The following is a 19302-nucleotide window of genomic DNA, read 5'->3' as shown; positions in this document are numbered from 1 at the left end:
CACGGCACCGGCCGACTCACTTGCGGTATGCGTTACTTGGAGAATCCGGCGGTCAGTCCGGCGACCAACTGCCGTCTGGCGAGGACGAAGACCACCAGCATGGGAAGGGTGGAGAGGACCACCGCGGCCATGGTGGCGGGCACGTCGATGCCGAACTCGCCCTTGTAGAGCGTGAGGGCGAGCGGCAGTACGGCCTTGTCGCCGCTCTGGGTGAGGATCAGGGGGAAAAGGAAGCCGTTCCAGACCTGGAGGCCGTCGTACACGGCGACCGTCACCAGCGCGGGCCGGGCCATCGGCGCGGCCAGCGAGAGCAGCATCCGCCAGTCACCGGCGCCGTCCACGACCATCGCCTCGAACAGCGAGCGCGGGATGTCCCGCAGGAAGCTGACCAGGATCATCACCGTCACCGGCAGCGCGAACGCCGCCGAGGGCAGCACGATCGCGAGCAGGCTGTCGTACATCTGCATCCGGATGATCAGCAGGTAGACCGGGATGATGACCGCCTGGAGGGGGATGGCCAGACCCAGGAGGTAGAGGCGGAAGGTCAGCCGGGACCAGGGGTTGGTGTAGCGGACGATCGAGAACGCGGCCATCAGGGCGACGGCCATGACGATCGCGACCGTGGCGACGGTGACGATCACGCTGTTGAGCAGATAGGTCGTGAAGTCGCCGTCGAGGACGGTCCGGTAGTTGTCCAGGGTCGGACGGCCGGGCAGCGCCAGGGGGTTGCCCATGGTGAAGTCGCTCCGGCCGCGGAGGCTGGTGACGACCACCCAGTACAGGGGTACGACGACCAGCGCGGTCCACACCAGGGTGGCGCCGCCGGACGCGGTACGGCGCAGGGTCGCGACGACGGTGCTCACATGCCCTCCTGCTGGCTGTCCATCCGGGTGAAGCCGGACAGGCGGGTGGTCAGCAGCGACAGCGCGAGGCCGAAGACCACCAGAATCGTGGCCAGCGCGCTGGCCCGGCCCATGTCGTGGGTCTGGAAGCCGGTGATGTACATCGCCAGCGGCAGCACGCGGGTCGCGGTGCCGGGACCGCCGGTGCCGCCGGACAGGACGTAGATCAGGTCGAAGTAGGTCAGCGAGCCCACCAGCATGAGCGTGCTCGACGTGACGAAGGTGTACTTGAGCTGCGGCAGGGTGATCCGCAGGAGGCGGGTGACGGGGCCTGCGCCGTCGATGGCGGCGGCCTCGTACAGCGACACCGGGATCTGGCGCACGCCGGCCTGGTAGAGCAGGGCGTGGAACGGCACGAACTGCCAGGCGATCACGAAGATCACCGTGTACAGCGCCAGGGAGGGCGAGCCGAGCAGGGGCTTGGCCAGCCAGTGCAGCCCGGGGGCGGCGCCGATGCCGAACGACGGGTCGAGCAGGGCCTGCCAGGTCAGACCGATCGCCACCGCGGACAGCAGCAGCGGCAGGAACCACAGCACGGCGAAGAGCGCACGCAGCCTGCCCCGGGGGGCCTGGAAGAGACCGAGCGCCAGCGCCACCGGCGTCTGGACCAGCCAGCTGACCACCATCACCTTGACGGTGAGCCACAGCGCCTGCCAGGTGGCGCCGTCGGTCAGGACGCCGGTCCAGTTGGCGAACCCGGACCAGCCGATCGAGCCGAGACCGTCCCAGCGGGACAGGCTCAGCACCAGCACGCCGACCAGCGGGACCAGACCGAACAGACCGAACAGGAGCAGGGCGGGCGCGGCCATCAGCAGACCGCTGTAGCGGCGGCGCCCGGAGCGGCCCGTGGCCGGGCGCGCCCTGTGGGACGCGACCGGCCTCCGGGTACGAACCACGGTGGTCACTACTGCGCCGCCTTGCTCATGTCCGTGCCGAACTGCTCCGGCGTGATCTGCCGCAGGAACGACTTGTCCACGTTGGTCAGCAGCGGGTCGGCCTGGCCGGAGGGCAGCGCCTGGTCCCAGGAGAGCTGGAAGTTCGGCGAGTTCTGCACCAGGTCGTAGACGAAGGTCAGCCACTTCTTGTCGTCGGCCGACTTCACCGCCGCCAGTTTCGCGTCCAGCTTGTTGACCGGGGGCACGCTGCCGGCCGCCAGGTAGGCGTCGATCTGGGAGTCGTTCAGGACGTAGTTCTTGAAGTAGGTGAGCGCCGCGGACTTGTTCTTGCTCTTCGAGTTCAGCGACAGGAAGTTCGACGGGTTGCCGACGATGTCCTTCGCGTCGCCCTTGCCGCCGGCCAGGGACGGGAAGGCCACATAGCCGAGGTCGTTCTTCGCGAAGTCGGGGGCGGCCTTGACGATGTTGGCGTACTCCCAGGTGCCCATCAGCTCCATGCCGGCCTTGCCGGTGTAGAGCAGGGCCGTGGAGGCACCCTGGTCGTAGCTGACGGAGGAGGCGTTGTCGCCGAAGGCGCCGGCCTTGGCGAGCTCCTGCAGGCGGGTGTTGGCCGCGGTGACCGAGGCGTCCTTCCAGCCGGCCGCGTTCCCCGAGGCGATCTGGTCGAACACGTCCGAGCCGCCCTCGCGGTCCAGCAGGTACTCCATGTACATCAGCGTCGGCCACTTGGAGTTCGCCGCCAGGGAGATCGGGGTGACACCGGACCCCTTGAGCTTCTTCACGTCCGTGAGGAGGTCGTCGTACGACGTCGGGGCCTCGATGCCCGCCTTCTTGAAGACCTTCTTGTTGTAGTAGAGGACCACCGGGGCGAGGCCGTTGGCGGGCACGCCGTAGACCTGGCCGTCGAAGGTGGCGCTCTTCAGGACGCTCGGGGTGAACCGCAGCAGGTCCACCTGGCCGTCGGTGAGGGTGTCGACCTTGCCCGCCTTGACGTAGTCGTCCAGCGCGCCGCCGCCCCAGCTGAAGAAGATGTCCGGGGCCTGGTTCGCGCCGAAGGCCACCCGCAGCTTCTGCTTGTAGTCGTCGTTCGCGAACAGCCGCAGCGTGATCTTCGCGTCCGGGTGGTCCTTGTTGTAGGCGTCCACCGAGTCCTTGAGGATCGTCTGGTCGTTGAGCGCCCACATCGTCAGGCCCTTCGACGACGAACCCCCGGACGAACCGGCCGGCCCCGAGGTCCCGCACGCGGCGAGCAGACTCATCGCCGCCGTCGCGGTGACGGCTGCCATGACCGCGCGTCCCGTTCTCGGGTGTGCGCGGTCTCCCGCACGACCGAGTACCCGGTATCCGTGCATGCTCTGTCTCTCTCTTCTCTCGGCACACGCCTTGTCCCTGCGCCAGGCAGATGAGCAGCTCGCACGAAAAGCTTTCGGCACTTTCATCGCGGACGGTCTGCCTGCTGGACCGGGACACTGACACGTCCTTCACACCCCGGACAAGGAGCGGAAAACGGTCGGTTACGAAACTTTTTCGTGGATCGCGGCGCGGACTGGGCCGGTGACCGAGGGCCCACCCAGGACAGGGGGCACGCCCAGTAAGGGCGGCAGGACCCGACCGCGCCGAAGTGACCAGCTCGTGCTGTTCCCCGGCCTCGAAGACCGTTCGCGAGGCCACCGGGCCCCGACCGGCCCGGTTCGCGGCGAGTCGGCCAACGCCGGCCAACTCCTCTGAGAACGGTTCCTCTGGACCGGCGGGCCTGAAGGCATGTACCCCCTGCGGATATATACTCAGTGTATATCCGCGGTGTATGGTCCCCTCATGAGTGTTCCTCTCACCCTGTTGGGGCTGTTGGAGCGTGAGCCGAGCCACGGCTACGACCTCAAGCGCGACTACGACGCCTTCTTCGGCCGGGGCAAGCCGCTGCCGTACGGGCAGGTCTATACGACCCTCGGCCGGTTGGCGCGGGACGGGAAGGTGGTGGCCGGCGAGGCGGAGCCCGGGGACGGCCCCGAGCGCAAGCGCTATGTGATCACCGAGTCGGGGGCGACGGAGTTCGAGACCTGGCTCACCGAGCCGGTGGCCCCCGAACCCAATCTGCAGACCGTGCTGTTCACCAAGGTGGTCCTGGCCCTGATGCTCGGCCGGGACGCGCAGCAGTACCTCGACACCCAGCGGGCCGCCCATCTGCAGCGGATGCACGAACTGACCCAGCTGCGCCGCACCGGCACGCTCGTCGACGCCCTGCTCGCCGACCACGGTCTGTTCCATCTGGAGGCCGACCTGCACTGGATCGAGCTGACCGCGGCCCGGATGGACGCGCTCGCCGAGGAGGTGCGCGCATGACCGCCCTCATCGAGGCCCGCGATCTCACCCTGTCCTTCGGCGAGACCCCTGCCCTGCGCGGCGCCGACCTGGCTGTCGAGGCGGGCGAGGTGTTCGCCGTCATGGGCCCGAGCGGCTCGGGCAAGTCCACCCTGCTGCACTGCCTGGCCGGCATCCTCACCCCGGACTCGGGCGAGGTGCACTTCGACGGACGCCGTATCGACACCATGAACGAGGCGGCCCGCAGCGCGCTGCGGGCCGCGATGTCTTCGGGTTCGTCTTCCAGTTCGGTCAGCTCGTCCCCGAGCTGACCGCCGAGGAGAACGTCGCCCTGCCGCTGCTGTTCTCCGGTAAGCGCCGGGCGGCCGCGCTCGCCGAGGCCCGGCCCTGGTTCGCCCGGCTGGGCCTGGACGGCCTGGAGGGGCGCCGCTCCGGGGAGTTGTCGGGCGGGCAGGCGCAGCGGGTGGCGCTGGCCCGCGGCATGGTGGCCCGGCCCAAGGTGCTGTTCGCCGACGAGCCGACCGGGGCGCTGGACTCGCTGACCGGCGAGCAGGTGATGGAGCTGATGGTGGACGCGGCCCACGAGGAGGGCACCGCCGTCGTCCTGGTGACACACGAGCCCCGGGTCGCCGCGTACGCCGACCAGAAGGCCATGGTCCGGGACGGCAGGGCCAGCCTGCTCACGGCCGGACGGATGGCCTCGTGATCGCCTTCGCCCTCCGCCTGGCGGTCAGCGGCGGCCGCGAGGCGGTCGCCCGACTGGTCATGATCGCCGCCGCGGTGGCCGTCGGGGTCGCGCTGCTGCTGTCGGCCTTCGCCAGCATGAACGCCGTCGAACGGTCGAACCAGCGGCAAATGTGGCTCGACACCGGCGCCGCGAGCCGCACGGAGCGGGCGTCGGTGGCTCCCCTTTGGTGGCGGCCGCACGGCGACTACTACGACGGCTCGTCACTCACCGAGGTCGACGTCGCCGCGACCGGCCCCGACTCGCCCGTCCCGCCCGGCCTCGCGCACCTCCCGGCGCCCGGCGAGTACTACGCATCCCCCGCGCTGGCCCGCCTGATCCGCGACACCCCGGCCGGCCAACTGGGCAACCGCTTCCCCGGCCGGCTCGCCGGCACGATCGGTGACGCCGCCCTGCCCTCCCCGGGCTCGCTGATCGCCGTCATCGGCCGTACCCCGGCCCAGGTCAGGAGCGAGCCCCAGGCGCGAGCAGTCACCACCATCGCCATCGCCCTGCCGCCCACCTGTGACAACGCCTGCTATGCCGAGGTCATGCACGGGGACGCCAGGACGCTCATCCTCTCCGTGGTGGCCAGTGCGCTGATCTTCCCGGTACTGATCTTCATCGGCACCGCCACCCGGCTGTCCGCCGCCACCCGAGAGCAGCGCTACGCGGCCATGCGACTGGCCGGTGCCACTCCCCGGCAGGTGTCGGTGATCGCGGCGGTCGAGTCCACGCTGGCGGCGGCCGCCGGGACGGTGGCCGGTTTCGGGCTCTACGCGGCACTGCGCCCGCTGGTAGCCACCGTCTCGTTCACCGGGCAACGGTTCTTCCTCTCGGACCTGACGCTCGGCGCGTCGCAAGTCCTCGCCGTCGGTCTCGGAGTGCCGGTGGCGGCGGCGATCGCGGCGCGGCTGGCACTGCGCCGGGTCACCGTCTCCCCGCTCGGTGTGACCCGCCGGGTGACCCCGCGCCCGCCGCGCGCCTGGCGGCTGATCCCGCTGCTGGCGGGCCTGGCCGAACTGGCGTACTTCATCGGCCGCCGCCCGGCGACCGGGAACGGCCAGGCCGCCGCCTACCTCCCCGGCTTCCTGATCGTGATGCTGGGCCTGGTCATCGCCGGGCCGTGGCTGACCATGACCGTCGCCCGGGCGGTGGCCCGGCGCACCCGCCGCCCGGCCGCCCTGATCGCGGTGCGCCGGCTCGCCGATGACCCGAAGGCCGGCTTCCGCGCGGTCAGCGGCCTCGTCCTGGCCCTGTTCGTGACCACCGCGACGGTCAGCATCATCGGCACCATCAACCACTACCGCGGCACGCTCGACGGCGACCCGCAGACCCGGACGGTGATCGAGACCGGTGACGTCGGCAGGGCGCCGCTGGCCGGGGGCGTCCCGGCGCGACTGCTCGCCGAGGTGCGCGCGATCCCGGGCGTGCGGGGCTCGGCCGTTGTCCACGCCAACCCCGACGGCATCGGCAAGGTGGTGCATCGGAGAGTCCACCCGGGCGATCCGCCCCCGGATGCGCCGGCGCTGGTGACCTGCTCCGACCTGGCGCAGACTCCCATGGTGGGCCGCTGCCCGGCCGGCGCGAGCGTCACGGCCGTCGACCGCTACGCGTTCGTCGGCCTGCAGTCGCACCCGAGCCTGCCGTGGCCCGCCGCCGCGATCAGCACCGCAGCCGTCGCCAAGCTGCCCGTGCAACTGGTCTACGTGGCCACCGACGGTTCGACGGCGTCGATGGAACGCGTGCGGACGCTGCTCTCCACCGCCTACCCGCACCACCAGGCCCGCGCCGTCGGCGACTACGGCACCGACCTCCAGCAGGAACTGGCCAGTTGGCGGCAACTGGCGAATGTGGTGCTCTGACCACACTGCCCATCGCCGGCTGCAGCCTGGCGGTGAGCGTCGTCGCGGGGCTGTCCGACCGCAGACGCCCGTTCGCGATCCTGCGGCTCACCGGTGCGCCGCTCGGCTGCTGCAACGCGTGGTCGGCCTGGAGAGCGCGCTGCCCCTGCTGGCCGTCTCCGCGATCGCGATCGGCACCGGCTTCGCCGCGTCGGCGATGTTCCTGACCTCGCAGATGCACTACGACCTGGTCTCACCCGACCCGGCGTACTACGCACTGGTCACGGGCGGACTGGCCGCCGCGCTCGCGATCATCGCCTCCACTCTGCCCCCGCTCAGACGCATCACCGGCCCCGAAAGCGCCCGCAACGGCTGACGAGCCGACGGCCCGACACGGGGCGCGACCGAAGTCCTGCCCCAGAAGCCCAAGCCCAGAAGCCCAAGAAGCCCAAGGAGGGTCCGTGACAACCACGTCGTTCATGAGCCAGGAGCCGATGACGCGCCGTCGCTTACTCGGGGCCGCGCTGGCGGCCGGGGTCGCCGTGCCGGCCGGCCTCGCCCGTCCCGCGTGGGCGGCTCCGGCCGCCCCGGGTCCGGTGCGGCTCACCCTGCCGGTGCCCACCGGACCGTACCCGGTGGGCACGGTGCCCCTGCACCTCGTCGACACCTCACGTCCGGATCCCGTGGCCGGCCCCGGGCATCACCGCGAGTTGATGGCCTCCGTCTGGTATCCCGCCCGGGGCGTGCAACGGTATCCACTGGCGCCCTGGACGTCGCCGGCCGTGACCCGAGCGCTCCTCGCGACGGCGGGGGGATTTCCGGCCGACGTCGCGGTGGCGCCGCTCACGGCCGGCCACGAGGGTGCCCCGGTGGGGCGAACCGGCGGACGACTGCCCGTCGTCGTCTTCTCGCACGGCGCGCACAACCATCGTTCGGACACCACCATCGTGGTGCAGGAACTCGCCAGCCACGGGTATGCGGTGGTGACGGTGGACCACACGTACGACGCGTTCAGCGAGTTCCCCGACGGCCGGCTCACGGTCCCGCTCGACCGACCCGCCCTGACACCACCGGACTTCGCCACGGACATCCGGTTCGTGCTCGACCGCGTCGAGGACCTCGCGGCCGGCGCAACCCCGACGCCGAGCAGCGGCCGCTGCCGGCCGGCCTGCCCGGCGCACTCGACCTGCACCGCATCGGTATGTACGGCTGGTCGAAGGGCGCGACGGCGACGGCCTTCGTGATGAGCGAGGACCGGCGCGTGAGGGCCGGGCTGAGCTTCGACGGGCCGATGCAGCCGATGATCAGCACCGACGTGGACCGGCCGTTCATGATGATGACCGCCGAGTTCACCCGGGCCGCCCAGCCGAGCGTCGCCGAGTTCTGGTCGCACCTGCGGGGATGGCGGCTCAACGTCCAGGCGGAGGGCGCGGTGCACTCGTCGTACTGCGACGTCCAGTTCCTGATCCCGCAACTCGCGCAGGCCGTCGGGATGAGCGCCGCGGACCTCCAGGGCTGGATCGGCACCCTCGATCCCGCCCGGGCGGTGCGGATCCAGCAGGCGTACCCGCTCGCCTTCTTCGACCTGCACCTGCGGCACCGCCCGGGGCGCCTGCTCGACGGCCCGAGCCCGGCCTTTCCGGAGGTGAAGTTCATCGTGTGAAGCGTCGACCGTGCGCGGCTGTACGACGCTGACGCCGGCACGTCGAGATCATGGAGGCGGCGGTAAGGCTCGCCGAACAGCTCGGCGTCAAGAAGATCGTGACGATGACCGGCAACCCGGATGGGCCCCCGATCGCCCCGAACATCCCGTCCGGGAGAAGGGACAGATCGGGTTCCAGGGCGAGGACCTCCGCGGCCGTGGCCAGCTGGACCACGGCCCAGCCGGGACCGTTGTCGACCCACTGGTGGGCCAGGACCCGGCCGGGCCCGATGCCGAACGCGGCGACGATCCGGTTCAGATACGGCTCGTCGAGCGGGCCCTCGCGGATCAGCGGCGGGGCGGCGAAGGACAGCGCGTCCCCGGCCGGCCACACGGTGACCAGACCGGCGCCACACTCCTGCACCACATGGTCGCGGTGCCGGGGTGTGCCCCGGCGTCCTTGCCGGGCGTGAGGCTGCCGGTGCGGGCATCGAGTCCGCACGAGCGGGCGGGGGCGACGGTGGCGAACTCCAGCAGGTCGCGGGAGCGCAGACCGCCGTCCAGGCCGCGCTGCACCGCGAACGCGGTGCGCAGGGTGGAGAACATGTCGCCGCCGGCGGACGGGACGTCGTCGACGGACAGCGTCGGGCGCAGTCCCGCGGCCAGGACCCGGCCGGTCATCGGCCAGCCGAACCCCGTCTTCAGCTCGACGTCCGGGCTGATCGCGACCGAGCTGCCGGTGTCGGCGAGCATCCGCAGCTCGTCGTCGGCGAGTCCGTTGGCGTGGACGTAGGTCGTGTCCTCCGGCAGCAGACACGACGTCCCCCTCGCCGGTCGTACTCAGCCGACCGGCGGGCGGCGGTCGGCCCACCCGTGCGCGAGCTCCAGGGTGCGGGAGACCTGGAGCAGCAGGTCCTCGCGCCACGGTGCCGCGACGATCTGGACGCCGACGGGCAGGCCCGTGGCCTCGTCGTGGCGGACGGGGAGCGAGACCGCCGGCTGACCGGTCACGTTGAACACCGACGTGAACACCCCCATCGGATAGCTGTTCAGCAGCGGCGCCAGAGGACCGCCGTCCGTGCCGGCCCGCCAGGCGCCGACACGGGGCGGCAGGCATGCCATCGTCGGTGTGACCAGGAGGTCGAAGCCGGCGAGGAAGCCTTCGACGATACGGCGCGACAGCCGCTGGGTCTTCAGCACGCTCTGCGCGACCGGCTACGCCGACCAGTCCCATCTCCACCGGGACGTCAGGGCCTTCGCCGGGGTGACTCCCACGGCGGTCTCGGCCGCGCCGTGGCTCGCGGTCGACGACGTGGCGTGGGTCGCCCCCGCATACCTGTCAGGGACCGGGGTACGGCCCCGGCGCCCGGTCAGCCCGCCTGCCCTTCCTGGGTGAGGGCGTCCCGGAGCTGGGCCCTGGCCGTGATGCCGAGCTTGGGGAAGACCTTGTGCAGGTGGTAGCCGACCGTACGGGGGGAGAGGAAGAGGCGGGCCGCGATGTCGCGGTTGGTCAGGCCCTGGGCGGCCAGCTCGGCGATCTGGCGTTCCTGAGGGGTGAGTTCGCCGGCCGGAGCGGTGGCCGTCACCGCGCCCGCCGCCCGTAGCTCCGCCGCCGTACGCTCGGTCCAGGGGCGGGCGTCGAGTCGCTGGAAGCACTCCAGGGCCGCGCTCAGGTGCGGGCGGGCCTCGGCGCTGCGGCGGCGCCGGCGCAGCCACTCGCCGAAGTCCAGGTGGGTGAGGGCCTTTTCGAACGGCCAGCGGTCGGTGGCGGGGTCGTCGAGGGCGGCGCGGAAGTGGTACTCGGCGTCGTCGGTGTCGGTCAGCAGGGCGGTGGCCCGGTGGAGTACGGCGGCCAGACGGGGGGAGGGGTCGGGCTTCAGGTCCTGCTCGACGGCGTCTACCACCGTGCGCGCGTCGTCCGACCGTCCGGCGCGGACCGCCGCGGCCGCCAGGTCGCCCAGGTAGTAGAGCGAGGCGTGGTAGTGGACGGGTGCCGGGCGGAAGTCCCGGGTGAAGGTCGCGCGCAACTGCTCGTAGGCGTCGGCGTGGTCACCGGCGACGAACGCGGCCATGCCCATGGCGTGCCGGTGGCGGACCTGAAGGCTCAGCGACTTGCGCAGGTCCACGCCCCGTACGGCCTGCATCGCCTCGGTCCGGGCGGCCGCGGGGTCGCCCTGGAGCGCGCGCAGCGTGGCCCGCAGGATGCCGGCGCCCACGGTCACGTTGTCCGCCCCCGCCTCCGTCGCCATCCAGAACGCCTCGTGCGCCGCGTCCTCGGCCGCCGTCCACGAACCGTTCTCGAACAGGGCGAGGGCGAGCGCCTGGGCCACGGTCGCGTTCGTGCCCGCGCTGCCGGCCCGCCGGAGGACGTCCATGGTCCGGCCGAGGATGCGTACGGCCTGCTCGGTCTCGTCCAGGATCCAGGCCGTGCCGCCCAGCGCCGTGAGGTTGCCGAGCGACTCCTCCTGCGCCAACGCGGCCAGTCCCTCCGTCAGATACCGGGTCAGACGCGGCCGTTCGTGAACGGGGTCGATGACCACCTGGGCCCAGGCGTGGCCGGCGGGGTCGTCGTCCCCGCCGATCAGGCCGCCGATGCGGTGGAGTTCGGCGCGGTAGTACGGCGCGCCGGAGTTGTAGACGGACGTGGCGGCGGTGCTCAGGGCGCCGAGGGCAAGTTCCGGAGCCGAGGTTGCGGTGGCTTCGGCGACGCCCAACAGGAGTGCCAGCGCCTCCTCGTGACGGAGGGTCACCCCGAGGGCCCAGCCGCCCAGCAGTGAGGCCTCGGCACGCAGCCGGGGATCCTCGGTCATCCCCCCGACGCGGCCGCTCAGCTCGCCGACCCACTGCGGATGACCGGCGAACATCGCCGCCTGCGCGGCCGTCAGCAGGCGCCGGGCCCGCAGGTCCGGCGCCGGGGTCAGCTGGGCGGCGCGCTCCAGCGCGGTAGCGGCCGCCGCGTAGCCGCCCCGGCCCCGGGCCCGTTCGGCGCTCTCCGCCAGGGCGTCGGCGACCTCCGCGTCCTGGCCGGTCGCCGCGGCGGCAAGGTGCCAGGCCCGGCGGTCCGGCTCCTCGGCCAGCGCGGCGGCCAGGGCGAGATGGGCCTGCCGGCGCTCGTGGAAGGAGGCCGCGTGGTAGATGGCCGAGCGCACCAGCGGGTGACGCAGCAGCACCCCGCCGTCCGCCACCCGCACCAGGCCGGCGCGCTCGGCGGGGTCCAGCGCCGATATGACGTCCAGCTCGGGGGCGGCCCGCATGAGGTCCGTCAGCCGGGTCGGGCCGGCCGCGGCCACCAGGAGCAGGGCCGCCCGGGTGGTCGCCGGCAGGCCGGGCAGGTCGGCGGCGAACAGGTTCTCCAGGCGTGCGGTGAGCGGCAGCGTGGCGCCCCCGGCCCCGCCGGCCCCCATGTCCCCGGTCCGGCCCCGGGCCAGGGCGCGGGGCAGCTCGATCAGGGCCAGCGGATTGCCGGCCGCCTGCTGGAGGATCTCGGCCCGGGCCTTGCCGCGGGGCGGATCCGGCTGGGCGTCCAGGAGCTGCCCGGCCGCGGTACGGCTCAGCGAGCCCACGGTGACCTGCGGGAAGGCCCGGTCGAAGCGGGCCGGTACGCTGTCCTCGCGGGCGGCGAGCAGCAGCACCACCGGCCTGCCCTCAAGACGCCGGGCGAGGAAGGCCAGTACGTCCACCGAGCCGAGGTCCAGCCACTGGGCGTCGTCCACCAGCAGGAGCAGAGGCCCGTGTGCGGCGGCCTCGGTGATCAGCCCCAGCACGCTGACGCACAGCGACAGCTGATCGAGGTGCAGCTCGTACTGCGCAGCCTCCGGTCCGAAGGCACGGTCCAGGGCCTCTTGGTGTCCCGCGGGCAGACCTTCCCCGGGCAGCAGCGGGTGCAGCAGCTGGTGCACGCCCGACAGACCGAGGCCCGCCTCGCCCTCGCTGCCGCGCACCCGCAGGATCCTCAGGCCCCGGGACCGGCCCCGTTCCGCCGTCCAGTCGACGAGGGCGCTCTTGCCCGCTCCGGGTTCCCCGGTCAGCACCAGCACCTGCGGGCCGCTGCCGTCCACCGATCCGAGCAGACGGTCGAGGCGGGTCAGCTCCGCAGAGCGGCCCAGGATGCCCGGATCGGAGGGGTGGTCGGTGCCGGCGTGCATGAACGGTCCTTGTCGTCGAGCTCTTGATGGAGCCATCCTGCCAGCGACGGCTGCCCCGGCCGGAACGGCGGGCGACTGGTCATGTGACAGAAGCGTTCCGGCGCGCCTCTTCGCGAGGATGTGCCCTGGCCAGGGAGAACGCCACCGCCAGGGGAGTACATGCATGACGGTCCACCCACACCGGCAGTCCACGACCGGCGACGGGGCCGCCGTCCTGGGCCGGGACGGCGAGATCGAGCGGATCCTGCGGTGCGCGACGCGCGAGCCGGGCACTCCGCAGACCCTGCTGCTCCTCGGCGAGGAGGGGATCGGGCGTACGACGGTGCTCGGCCGCGTCCGGGAACGGGCCTCCGCCGACGGCGCACTCGTGCTGTCCGCGCAGGGCTGGGCCGATGACGCAGGGCACGGGTACGGCTGTCTGCAACAACTGCTGGCGCCGCCGGTGCGGGGCGAGCTGGCCGCCCTGTCCGCCGCGCACCACCGGGTGCTGACGGCCGTACCGCGCGGAGACGACGGACCGGACGAGGCGGAGCTGCACGCGGCGGTGACGGCGCTGCTGGACCGGCTCGCCGCGGCCCGGCCGGTGCTGGTGTGCGTGGACGACGCCGACCTGTGCGACCGCGTCTTTCTGGAGGCGCTGTTCGCCGCGGCCCGGCTGCTGGCCGGACGCGCGGTGACGATGCTGCTCGCCGCCCGGCACGAGTCGGCCCTGCCCGGCCCGCCGCCCGGCACCGAGACCCTGCAGCTGGGGCCGCTGAGCGGCCCTGCGGCCGCCGCGCTCCTCGACGGGCAGCCGGCGCCGCCCACAGGCCGGCGCCGACTGGAGATCCTGGCGGAGGCCGAGGGCAACCCGCTGGCCCTGGTGGAACTGAGCCGGGGCGTGCAGGGGCTGCGGCACCCGCCTGCCGAACACGTCTTCGGCGTACGACTCGACGCGCTGCCCGCCGCGACCCGCCAGGCCGTGCTGTACGCGGCGGCGGCCGGGCCCGGCGAGCCCGTCGCCGCCGTCATGGCCGCCCTGGGCACCGACGACCTGGCGGTGTGGGCGCCGGCGGAGGCGGCCGGACTCGTCACGCTGGTCGAGGACCGGCTCGTCTTCCGGCATCCGCTGGCCCGGTCGGCCGCCTACCTGGGGCGCCCGGCGGGTGAGCGCCAGCAGGCACACCGTGACCTCGCCAAGGCCGCCGTGCTGCCCGAGGCCAGGGCCCGGCACCTGGCCGGCACCACCGTCGGCACCAACGCGTTCGTCGCCGCCGCGCTGGAGGCCTCCGCCTGGCGGCGCGAGGACGCGGTGGTTGCCGCGCACGCGCTGGAGCAGGCGGCCCGGCTCAGCCCGGGGCGCCGGGAACGCGCCCGTCGGCTGGCCGGCGCCCTGAAGGCCGCGCACCTGGTGGGTGACCCCGGCTGGGTGCGGGAGCTGTACGGCCGGGTCGTCCGGGAGTCCGACGATCCGGAACTCGTCTGTGCCGCGGCCGGCGCCCTGGCCGCCGCGCTCTCCCAGGAGTCCGCCCAGCGCGAGGCCTTCGAACTGCTCGCCGACGTCTCGGAGCTGTTCCCCGTGGTCGACCGGACCCTCGTGCTCGCACTCGCGGGCCTGGCGGCGGGCATCGCCTCCCAGTCCGGGCTGCCGGAGCACACGGCGGCCCTGGCCACGCTGCTCGACCGGGCCCGGCAGGCCGAGGGGTCCGAACCGTGGCCCTCCGCCGCGGCCGGACCGCTGGTCGGCCTGGACACTCCGCACACCCGGCGGGCACTGGACGCGCTGGTCACCGCGGTGGCCCGGCCGCAGCCCGCCACCAGCTCGCTGTCCGGCCTCGGCCGGCCGCACGGCGCCCAGCCCGTCGGCCCGGACGCGCCGCCCGCCCGGGCGCTCCTCGCCGCGGTGGCCCACCAGGCGGACGAGTCGGACGTGGACCTGGGGCAGTCGTGCACGGCCGACGACCGGCTGCGGGCCGCCCGCGCCTTCGGTCTGCGCGGCTGGTCGGTCCTCGCCCTCGTGGACACCCTCGTCGCCATCGGGCGGTTCCCGGAGGCCGAGACCGTGATCCAGGACGCCATGAACGAGGCCGCGGTGCTGCGCCTGCCCCGCCTCCAGGCCGATCTGGAGGCGCAGGCCCTGACCGTGCGGGCGCTGCGCGGAACCCTTCCGGTGGCGGCACCCCGGCTCACCCCCGCCGTCTGGCGTGCGGTCTGCCTGGACGAGAACCGGGCCACCCACGCCCGGTTGCTGCGCGGCCGCGGCCTCGCCGCCCTCGCGCACGGAGACATGGAAGGCGCCTGGCGGCAGCTGCGCGATCTGTTCACCGCCGACGGAGCGCCCCTGCACCCCTTCCTGTCGGCGCGGAGCATCGCCGAACTCGCGGTCACCGCCCAGCGGACCGGACGCTCGGCCGAGGCCCTGCCGATCCTGGAGCGGGTCCGGGCCGAGCAGGGCGAGCGCCCGAGCACCAGGATGACGCTGCTTCTGCACCACGCCGGCGCCATGGTCGGCCCGGACGGCGAGGCCGAGGAGCACTTCCAGCTCGCGCTCGTCAACCACGGGGCGAACCGGTGGCCGTGGGAGTGCGGCCACGTCCGCCTCAACTACGCCATCTGGCTGCGCCGCTGCCGGCGCACCCTGGAGGCGCGCCAGCAGTTGACCACGGTCCTGGAGACCGCCGAACGCATCGGTGCCGGCGCCCTCGCGGCCGCCGCCCAGCGCGAACTGCGCGCCAGCGGCGCCGCGCCCGCGCCCGCGCCCGCGCCCGCGGACGACGGTCCGCTGGAGCAACTGACCGCACAACAGCTGCAGATCGTCCAGCTCGCCGCGCGCGGTCTGTCGAACCGCGAGATCGGCGAGCGGCTCTTCCTGTCGCCGCGCACCATAGGCTCGCATCTGTACAACGTGTATCCCAAGCTCGGCATCAGCAGCCGTCATCAGCTCCGTGACCTGGTACAGGGCCGGTGAGGGGGGCGACGGACCGGTCGGAGGACAGCCCATGAGGCCCGGACAACCGAGTACGGCCGTGGTCCTCGACCCCGTCGTGCAGCGCCTGGTCAGCGCCTCCGCCGCACCGCCCGCCCTCGACGACCTCGGCCCGGACGCGGCGCGGCGGGCGCTGCGGGAAACCCAGGCCGACCGGTTCGAGGACTTCGACGTCCACGCGGTCTTCCGTGTGGCACCGGTCGGCCCGTCGCGGCTGCTCGGCTTCTGGACGGTCCGCCCGGCCGGGGTGTCCGGCCCGCTCCCGACCCTGCTGTACCTGCACGGTGGCCGGTGGGCGCTCGGCGACGCCCAGACCCACGCCCGGCTCATCAGCGAGCTCGTCACCGGCGCGGGTGTGTGCGCCGTGGTTCCCGAGTACAGCCGCGCCCCCGAGGCCCGCTACCCGGTGGCTCTGGAGGAGTGCTACGCCCTGTTGACCTGGGCGGTCTCCCAGGCCGACGAACTCGCTCTGGACTCCGACCGGCTGGCGGTGGCGGGGGACTGCGCCGGGGCCACGCTCGCGGCCGCCGTGACCATGCTGGCGAAGAAGCGCCACGGGCCGCGCATCGACGCGCAACTGCTCTACTACCCGCTCACCGACGCCCGCTGCGACAGCCCCTCGCAGCGGCAGTTCGCCACCGGCTACCTGCTCACGCGCCGGGCGCTGCGCACCTACTGGGAGCGGTACGTCGCCGACCCGGCCCGGCGGACCGAACCCACCGCGGCACCGCTGCGGGCGTGCCCGGAAGAGGTGGCCGGGCTGCCCCCGGCCCTGGTCGTCACCGCCGAAGCCGACGTGGCCCGCGACGAGGGCGAGGAGTACGCGCGGCGGCTGTCCGAGGCCGGGGTCGAGGCGCTGTCCGTGCGGTTCCTCGGCACCATCCACGACTTCGTGGCGCTGCACGCCCTGGCCGACAGCGCGCCCACTCGGGCAGCGATCGCGACCGGATGCGCCTTTCTGCGGGCCCGTCTGCGGTGACGGGCGCCGGCACGACCGAGGACCAGTCGGCCGACTGATGCACCCAGCGGCGCCGCCGCGACATGCTGACGGCATGCCAACAGCGATCGACTCCTACGAGGAGAGACGCCGGCGTCCGACCGGCTCGGCGAGCGAGCGGACCAGGGTACTGACCACGCGCTCGGTTCCGCCGGACGAGAGCCTGGAGTACTGGCACGACGCCGTGTTCGACACCCTGGTGGGGATGGACATCGCCACCGACGGCCGCACCTATGACGCGACCCTGCGCACCGACCGGCTCGGGGATCTGCGGATCACCACGGTGGAAGCCGATCCCGGCCAGGTCCACCGGGCGCCGCGCTTCATCGCCCGTGGCGACGGGCAGGAGATCTTCGTGGCCGTACAGAGCACCGGCCGGGCCCGGGTCGAACAGGACGGCCGCAGCACCGAGTTGCGGGCCGGGGACGTCGGGTTCTTCGAGACCCTCCGCCCCTTCCGCACCACCTTTCCGGAACGCTTCCGGCTGAGGATCTTCGCGGTCCCGCGCCGGCTGCTGGACCTCCCCGAGGCCGACGTACGGCAGATCACCGGCCGCGCGGTGCGCCCGTGCGAGGGGCTCCCCGCCCTGCTGGCGCCGATGCTGGAGCGGCTGGCGGACACCTCCGGGTCGTACACGACGCCGACGGCCGAGCGACTGGCCGGGAGCGTCATCGGCCTGGTGGCGGCGACGGCGGCGGGCCAGCTGGGGGCGGAGCCCGCCGAACTGCCGGGCGCCGACGGAGTCCTGCTGCTGCGCGTCAAGACGTACATCCGCTGGCACCTGTCAAACCCCGGACTGGCCCCGTCCGTCATCGCCGGAGCGCACGGCATCTCGGTCCGCTATCTGCACCGGCTGTTCGAGGCCGAGGGCAGCACCGTGTGCCAGTGGATCCGCGAGCAGCGCCTGCGGGAGTGCCGCAGGGAACTCGTCGCGCAGCCGCCGGGTTCCGTCAGCCTGGGCCAGGTCGCCCGGCGCTGGGGGTTCGCCAGTCCCGCCGGGTTCGGCAAGGCCTTCCGCAACTCCTTCGGGATGTCACCGACGGACTGGCTGGACCGGGTGCGGGCGGCAGGGGAGCCATGCTGACCGGCCACGCCCCGGAGACGTCCCGCGCCACCCGGGAGCCGGCACCCGGCGACCGTCTCGCCGCCTGGCAGCGTGCCCTCTCGCGGACCTTCGTGGACGTCGAGGTCACCGTGGAGCCCGACCGCCCATGGACCGGCGAACTGACCGCGGAACGACTCGGCGCCCTCCAGATCGCCACCGAGGAGTTCGGCCCCGGAACGATTCTGCGGAGCGCCCGCTCGGTGGCCGCCGACCCGCGCACCCACATCCTGGTCCGCCGGCAGCTGACGGGCACCGCGCTGCTGCTCCAGGACGGCCGCGCCGCCGAACTCCACCCCGGCGACCTGGCCTTCCACGACGCCCGGCGCCCGTTCCGGATCGTGCTCCCCGAGCGGCAGCGGGCGCGGATCCTCATGCTGCCCCGCGCCCTGCTGCGCTTGGAGGAACGCCAGCTGCACACGCTCACGGCCACCGTCGTGGAGAGCGCTGACGGGGGAGCGGCGGGCCTCCTGCTGCCCCTGCTCGACGGACTCGTCGAGGAGGTCTCCCGGCCCGGCCTGCCCCGGCGCGAACAACTCGCCCGTGCCGTCGCGGACATCCTCGCCACCGTGGCCCTCGAACGCATCGGCGGACAGCCCGAGTCGGCGCTGTGGGAGCGCATCACCGCCTCCGTCCGGACCCGGCTCGGCGAACCCGGACTCGCCCCGCAGGACATCGCCGACCAGCACGCCATCTCGCTGCGCTACCTGCACCGGCTCTTCCAGCGCCAGGGCACCACCGTGGGCGCCTGGGTGCGCGCCCGCCGGCTGGAGGCGGCCCACGAGGAGCTGGTCCGGCCCGGCGCCGCCCACCGGTCGATCGCCGCGGTGGCCGCCCGCTGGGGCTTCACCAGCCCCTCCCACTTCAGCCGGGCCTTCCGCGAGACGTACGGGATGTCCCCGGCGCAGTGGCGCAGGACGGCGGGCACGGTCCGGACGGACTGACACCGCCGGCTGTTCCCTGTCGGACCGCTCCCCGGGCGCTCTCGGAACGCTCGCCTCCGCCCTTCCCGCCTACCGTCCGGATCACCGGGTGTCGACGGAAAGGGATGTGCATGAAGCGCAAGGCGATGACATGGACGCTCCCCGCGGCGCTGGTGGCGCTGAGCCCCTCCTCGATTCCCGCCACCGCTTTCGTGATCGCACCGCCCGAACGCGACCACGACCTCCTAACCTTTCCGGTTGACGGCCGGATCGAACTGACGGCCCGAGTGACGATGGAGCGCGTATGACCGACGAGGCGATGGGTGACGAGGTCTACCAGCCGGACGGTTCGGAGGTGCAGGACGACGCGGGCCTTCTGGACGCCTCGGACACCCTGGACTACCGGGCCGGCGAGGAGGCCCTGGACGAGGGCTACTCGCCGCCGGAGCGGCCCTGGGCCGTGGAGCACACGGGCGTGACGGCGGCGGAGGGACTGCGCGGGGAGACCCTGGACGAGCGCCTCGCAGAGGAGGTGCCGGACATCGGCGTCCCCGAGGGCGACGACCTCGGCGACACCTGGGACACGGACGGCGAGCTCCTCGACGACGAGGTCGGCGACGGCCGTGCCGGACGCCTTCTCGCGCCGGACGAGGGCGCGCACGAGGTCACCGAGTCCGACCTGTTCGCCTCCGACCGGGGCCTGGACGGCGCCGGTGCGTCGGCGGAGGAGGCCGCGATGCATGTGATCCCCGACTCCGAGGGTTTCTGAGACCACGCATACGGGCGCGGGGACGGGTTCCGTCCCCGCGCCCGTGCCTTTCCAGGAGCGTCTGTCGGCGCAGC

18 protein-coding genes and 2 pseudogenes are annotated in these 19302 nt (G+C 73.2%); 13 read left to right on the top strand and 7 right to left on the bottom strand.

The genetic code is table 11. The features are described from left to right. Positions 1-32: 32 nt before the first annotated feature. From EDD90_RS14435 to EDD90_RS14425, 3 genes are all read right to left on the bottom strand, one after another. The gene (locus tag EDD90_RS14435) at positions 33-863 is read right to left on the bottom strand and encodes a carbohydrate ABC transporter permease (RefSeq protein WP_123973408.1); all 831 of its coding nucleotides are present in this window, start codon (positions 861-863) and stop codon (positions 33-35) included. Further along, on the bottom strand, positions 860-1711 hold the full coding sequence (locus tag EDD90_RS14430; RefSeq protein WP_123981255.1) for a carbohydrate ABC transporter permease: 852 nt from the start codon (positions 1709-1711) through the stop codon (positions 860-862). Before EDD90_RS14430 ends, EDD90_RS14435 begins: the two co-directional genes overlap by 4 nt. A gap of 95 nt (positions 1712-1806) precedes the next feature. After that, positions 1807-3084, bottom strand: coding sequence for an extracellular solute-binding protein (locus tag EDD90_RS14425; protein WP_185149087.1), 1278 nt, complete (start codon positions 3082-3084; stop codon positions 1807-1809). Positions 3085-3613: 529 nt separating this feature from the next. On the opposite strand from EDD90_RS14425, the gene EDD90_RS14420 reads away from it, so the two are divergent. From EDD90_RS14420 to EDD90_RS57275, 6 genes and pseudogenes are all read left to right on the top strand, one after another. Further along, positions 3614-4138, top strand: coding sequence for a PadR family transcriptional regulator (locus tag EDD90_RS14420; protein ID WP_123973406.1), 525 nt, complete (start codon positions 3614-3616; stop codon positions 4136-4138). Then, a pseudogene (locus EDD90_RS14415) lies at positions 4135-4823 on the top strand (ABC transporter ATP-binding protein). Before EDD90_RS14420 ends, EDD90_RS14415 begins: the two are co-directional and overlap by 4 nt. Continuing rightward, entirely contained in the window at positions 4820-6706 is a 1887-nt protein-coding gene (locus tag EDD90_RS14410; protein ID WP_221305106.1) for an FtsX-like permease family protein, read from the top strand. The pseudogene EDD90_RS14415 and the gene EDD90_RS14410 overlap by 4 nt, the downstream one beginning before the upstream one ends. Before the next feature lie 118 nt (positions 6707-6824). Further along, positions 6825-7061: a hypothetical protein gene (locus tag EDD90_RS56360; protein WP_221305105.1), complete on the top strand. Its 237-nt coding sequence runs from the start codon at positions 6825-6827 to the stop codon at positions 7059-7061. An 85-nt stretch (positions 7062-7146) separates the two neighbouring features. Next, the gene (locus EDD90_RS14405) at positions 7147-7929 is read left to right on the top strand and encodes a hypothetical protein (protein WP_260327858.1); all 783 of its coding nucleotides are present in this window, start codon (positions 7147-7149) and stop codon (positions 7927-7929) included. Further along, positions 7887-8348, top strand: a complete 462-nt coding sequence (locus EDD90_RS57275) for a hypothetical protein (protein ID WP_260327857.1) — start codon at positions 7887-7889, stop codon at positions 8346-8348. Before EDD90_RS14405 ends, EDD90_RS57275 begins: the two co-directional genes overlap by 43 nt. Here the strand turns inward: EDD90_RS57275 and EDD90_RS14400 are convergent. From EDD90_RS14400 to EDD90_RS14390, 3 genes are all read right to left on the bottom strand, one after another. Next, on the bottom strand, positions 8338-8754 hold the full coding sequence (locus EDD90_RS14400) for a PhzF family phenazine biosynthesis protein (protein ID WP_185149086.1): 417 nt from the start codon (positions 8752-8754) through the stop codon (positions 8338-8340). The genes EDD90_RS57275 and EDD90_RS14400 overlap by 11 nt on opposite strands. Next, a complete protein-coding gene (locus EDD90_RS14395; protein ID WP_260327856.1) occupies positions 8676-9080 on the bottom strand; it encodes an amidohydrolase family protein in 405 nt (134 codons plus the stop codon). The genes EDD90_RS14400 and EDD90_RS14395 overlap by 79 nt, the downstream gene beginning before the upstream one ends. An 87-nt stretch (positions 9081-9167) precedes the next feature. Continuing rightward, the gene (locus EDD90_RS14390) at positions 9168-9527 is read right to left on the bottom strand and encodes an amidase family protein (protein ID WP_123973405.1); all 360 of its coding nucleotides are present in this window, start codon (positions 9525-9527) and stop codon (positions 9168-9170) included. Between the two features lie 10 nt (positions 9528-9537). On the opposite strand from EDD90_RS14390, the pseudogene EDD90_RS57270 reads away from it, so the two are divergent. Further along, positions 9538-9723: pseudogene (locus tag EDD90_RS57270) on the top strand (AraC family transcriptional regulator); the annotation flags it as partial. On the opposite strand, the gene EDD90_RS14380 reads toward EDD90_RS57270, so the two are convergent. After that, entirely contained in the window at positions 9698-12472 is a 2775-nt protein-coding gene (locus EDD90_RS14380) for a helix-turn-helix transcriptional regulator (RefSeq protein ID WP_123973404.1), read from the bottom strand. The pseudogene EDD90_RS57270 and the gene EDD90_RS14380 overlap by 26 nt on opposite strands. Positions 12473-12635: 163 nt before the next feature. Between EDD90_RS14380 and EDD90_RS14375 the strand changes: the two genes are divergently transcribed. The 6 genes from EDD90_RS14375 to EDD90_RS14355 all read left to right on the top strand — a co-directional run bounded on the left by EDD90_RS14375 (position 12636) and on the right by EDD90_RS14355 (position 19228). Next, positions 12636-15419: a helix-turn-helix transcriptional regulator gene (locus EDD90_RS14375; RefSeq protein ID WP_260327855.1), complete on the top strand. Its 2784-nt coding sequence runs from the start codon at positions 12636-12638 to the stop codon at positions 15417-15419. A gap of 31 nt (positions 15420-15450) precedes the next feature. Continuing rightward, positions 15451-16416 carry an alpha/beta hydrolase gene (locus EDD90_RS14370; protein WP_123973403.1) on the top strand — a complete coding sequence of 322 codons (966 nt, stop codon included), beginning with the start codon at positions 15451-15453 and terminating at the stop codon, positions 16414-16416. A 73-nt stretch (positions 16417-16489) separates the two neighbouring features. Next, positions 16490-17518: a helix-turn-helix domain-containing protein gene (locus EDD90_RS14365; RefSeq protein WP_123973402.1), complete on the top strand. Its 1029-nt coding sequence runs from the start codon at positions 16490-16492 to the stop codon at positions 17516-17518. Continuing rightward, positions 17512-18480 (top strand): helix-turn-helix domain-containing protein, encoded by a 969-nt coding sequence (locus EDD90_RS14360; protein WP_123973401.1) that lies wholly within the window; start codon positions 17512-17514, stop codon positions 18478-18480. The genes EDD90_RS14365 and EDD90_RS14360 overlap by 7 nt, the downstream gene beginning before the upstream one ends. Before the next feature lie 110 nt (positions 18481-18590). Continuing rightward, positions 18591-18767 (top strand): hypothetical protein, encoded by a 177-nt coding sequence (locus tag EDD90_RS55410; protein WP_185149085.1) that lies wholly within the window; start codon positions 18591-18593, stop codon positions 18765-18767. After that, positions 18764-19228, top strand: coding sequence for a DUF5709 domain-containing protein (locus tag EDD90_RS14355; protein ID WP_123973400.1), 465 nt, complete (start codon positions 18764-18766; stop codon positions 19226-19228). Before EDD90_RS55410 ends, EDD90_RS14355 begins: the two co-directional genes overlap by 4 nt. The last annotated feature ends 74 nt before the right edge of the window (positions 19229-19302 follow it).

Source organism: Streptomyces sp. Ag109_O5-1 (assembly GCF_003814875.1).
Taxonomy (GTDB): Bacteria; Actinomycetota; Actinomycetes; order Streptomycetales; family Streptomycetaceae; genus Streptomyces; species Streptomyces sasae.
This window is presented reverse-complemented; position numbering and strand designations above follow the sequence as displayed.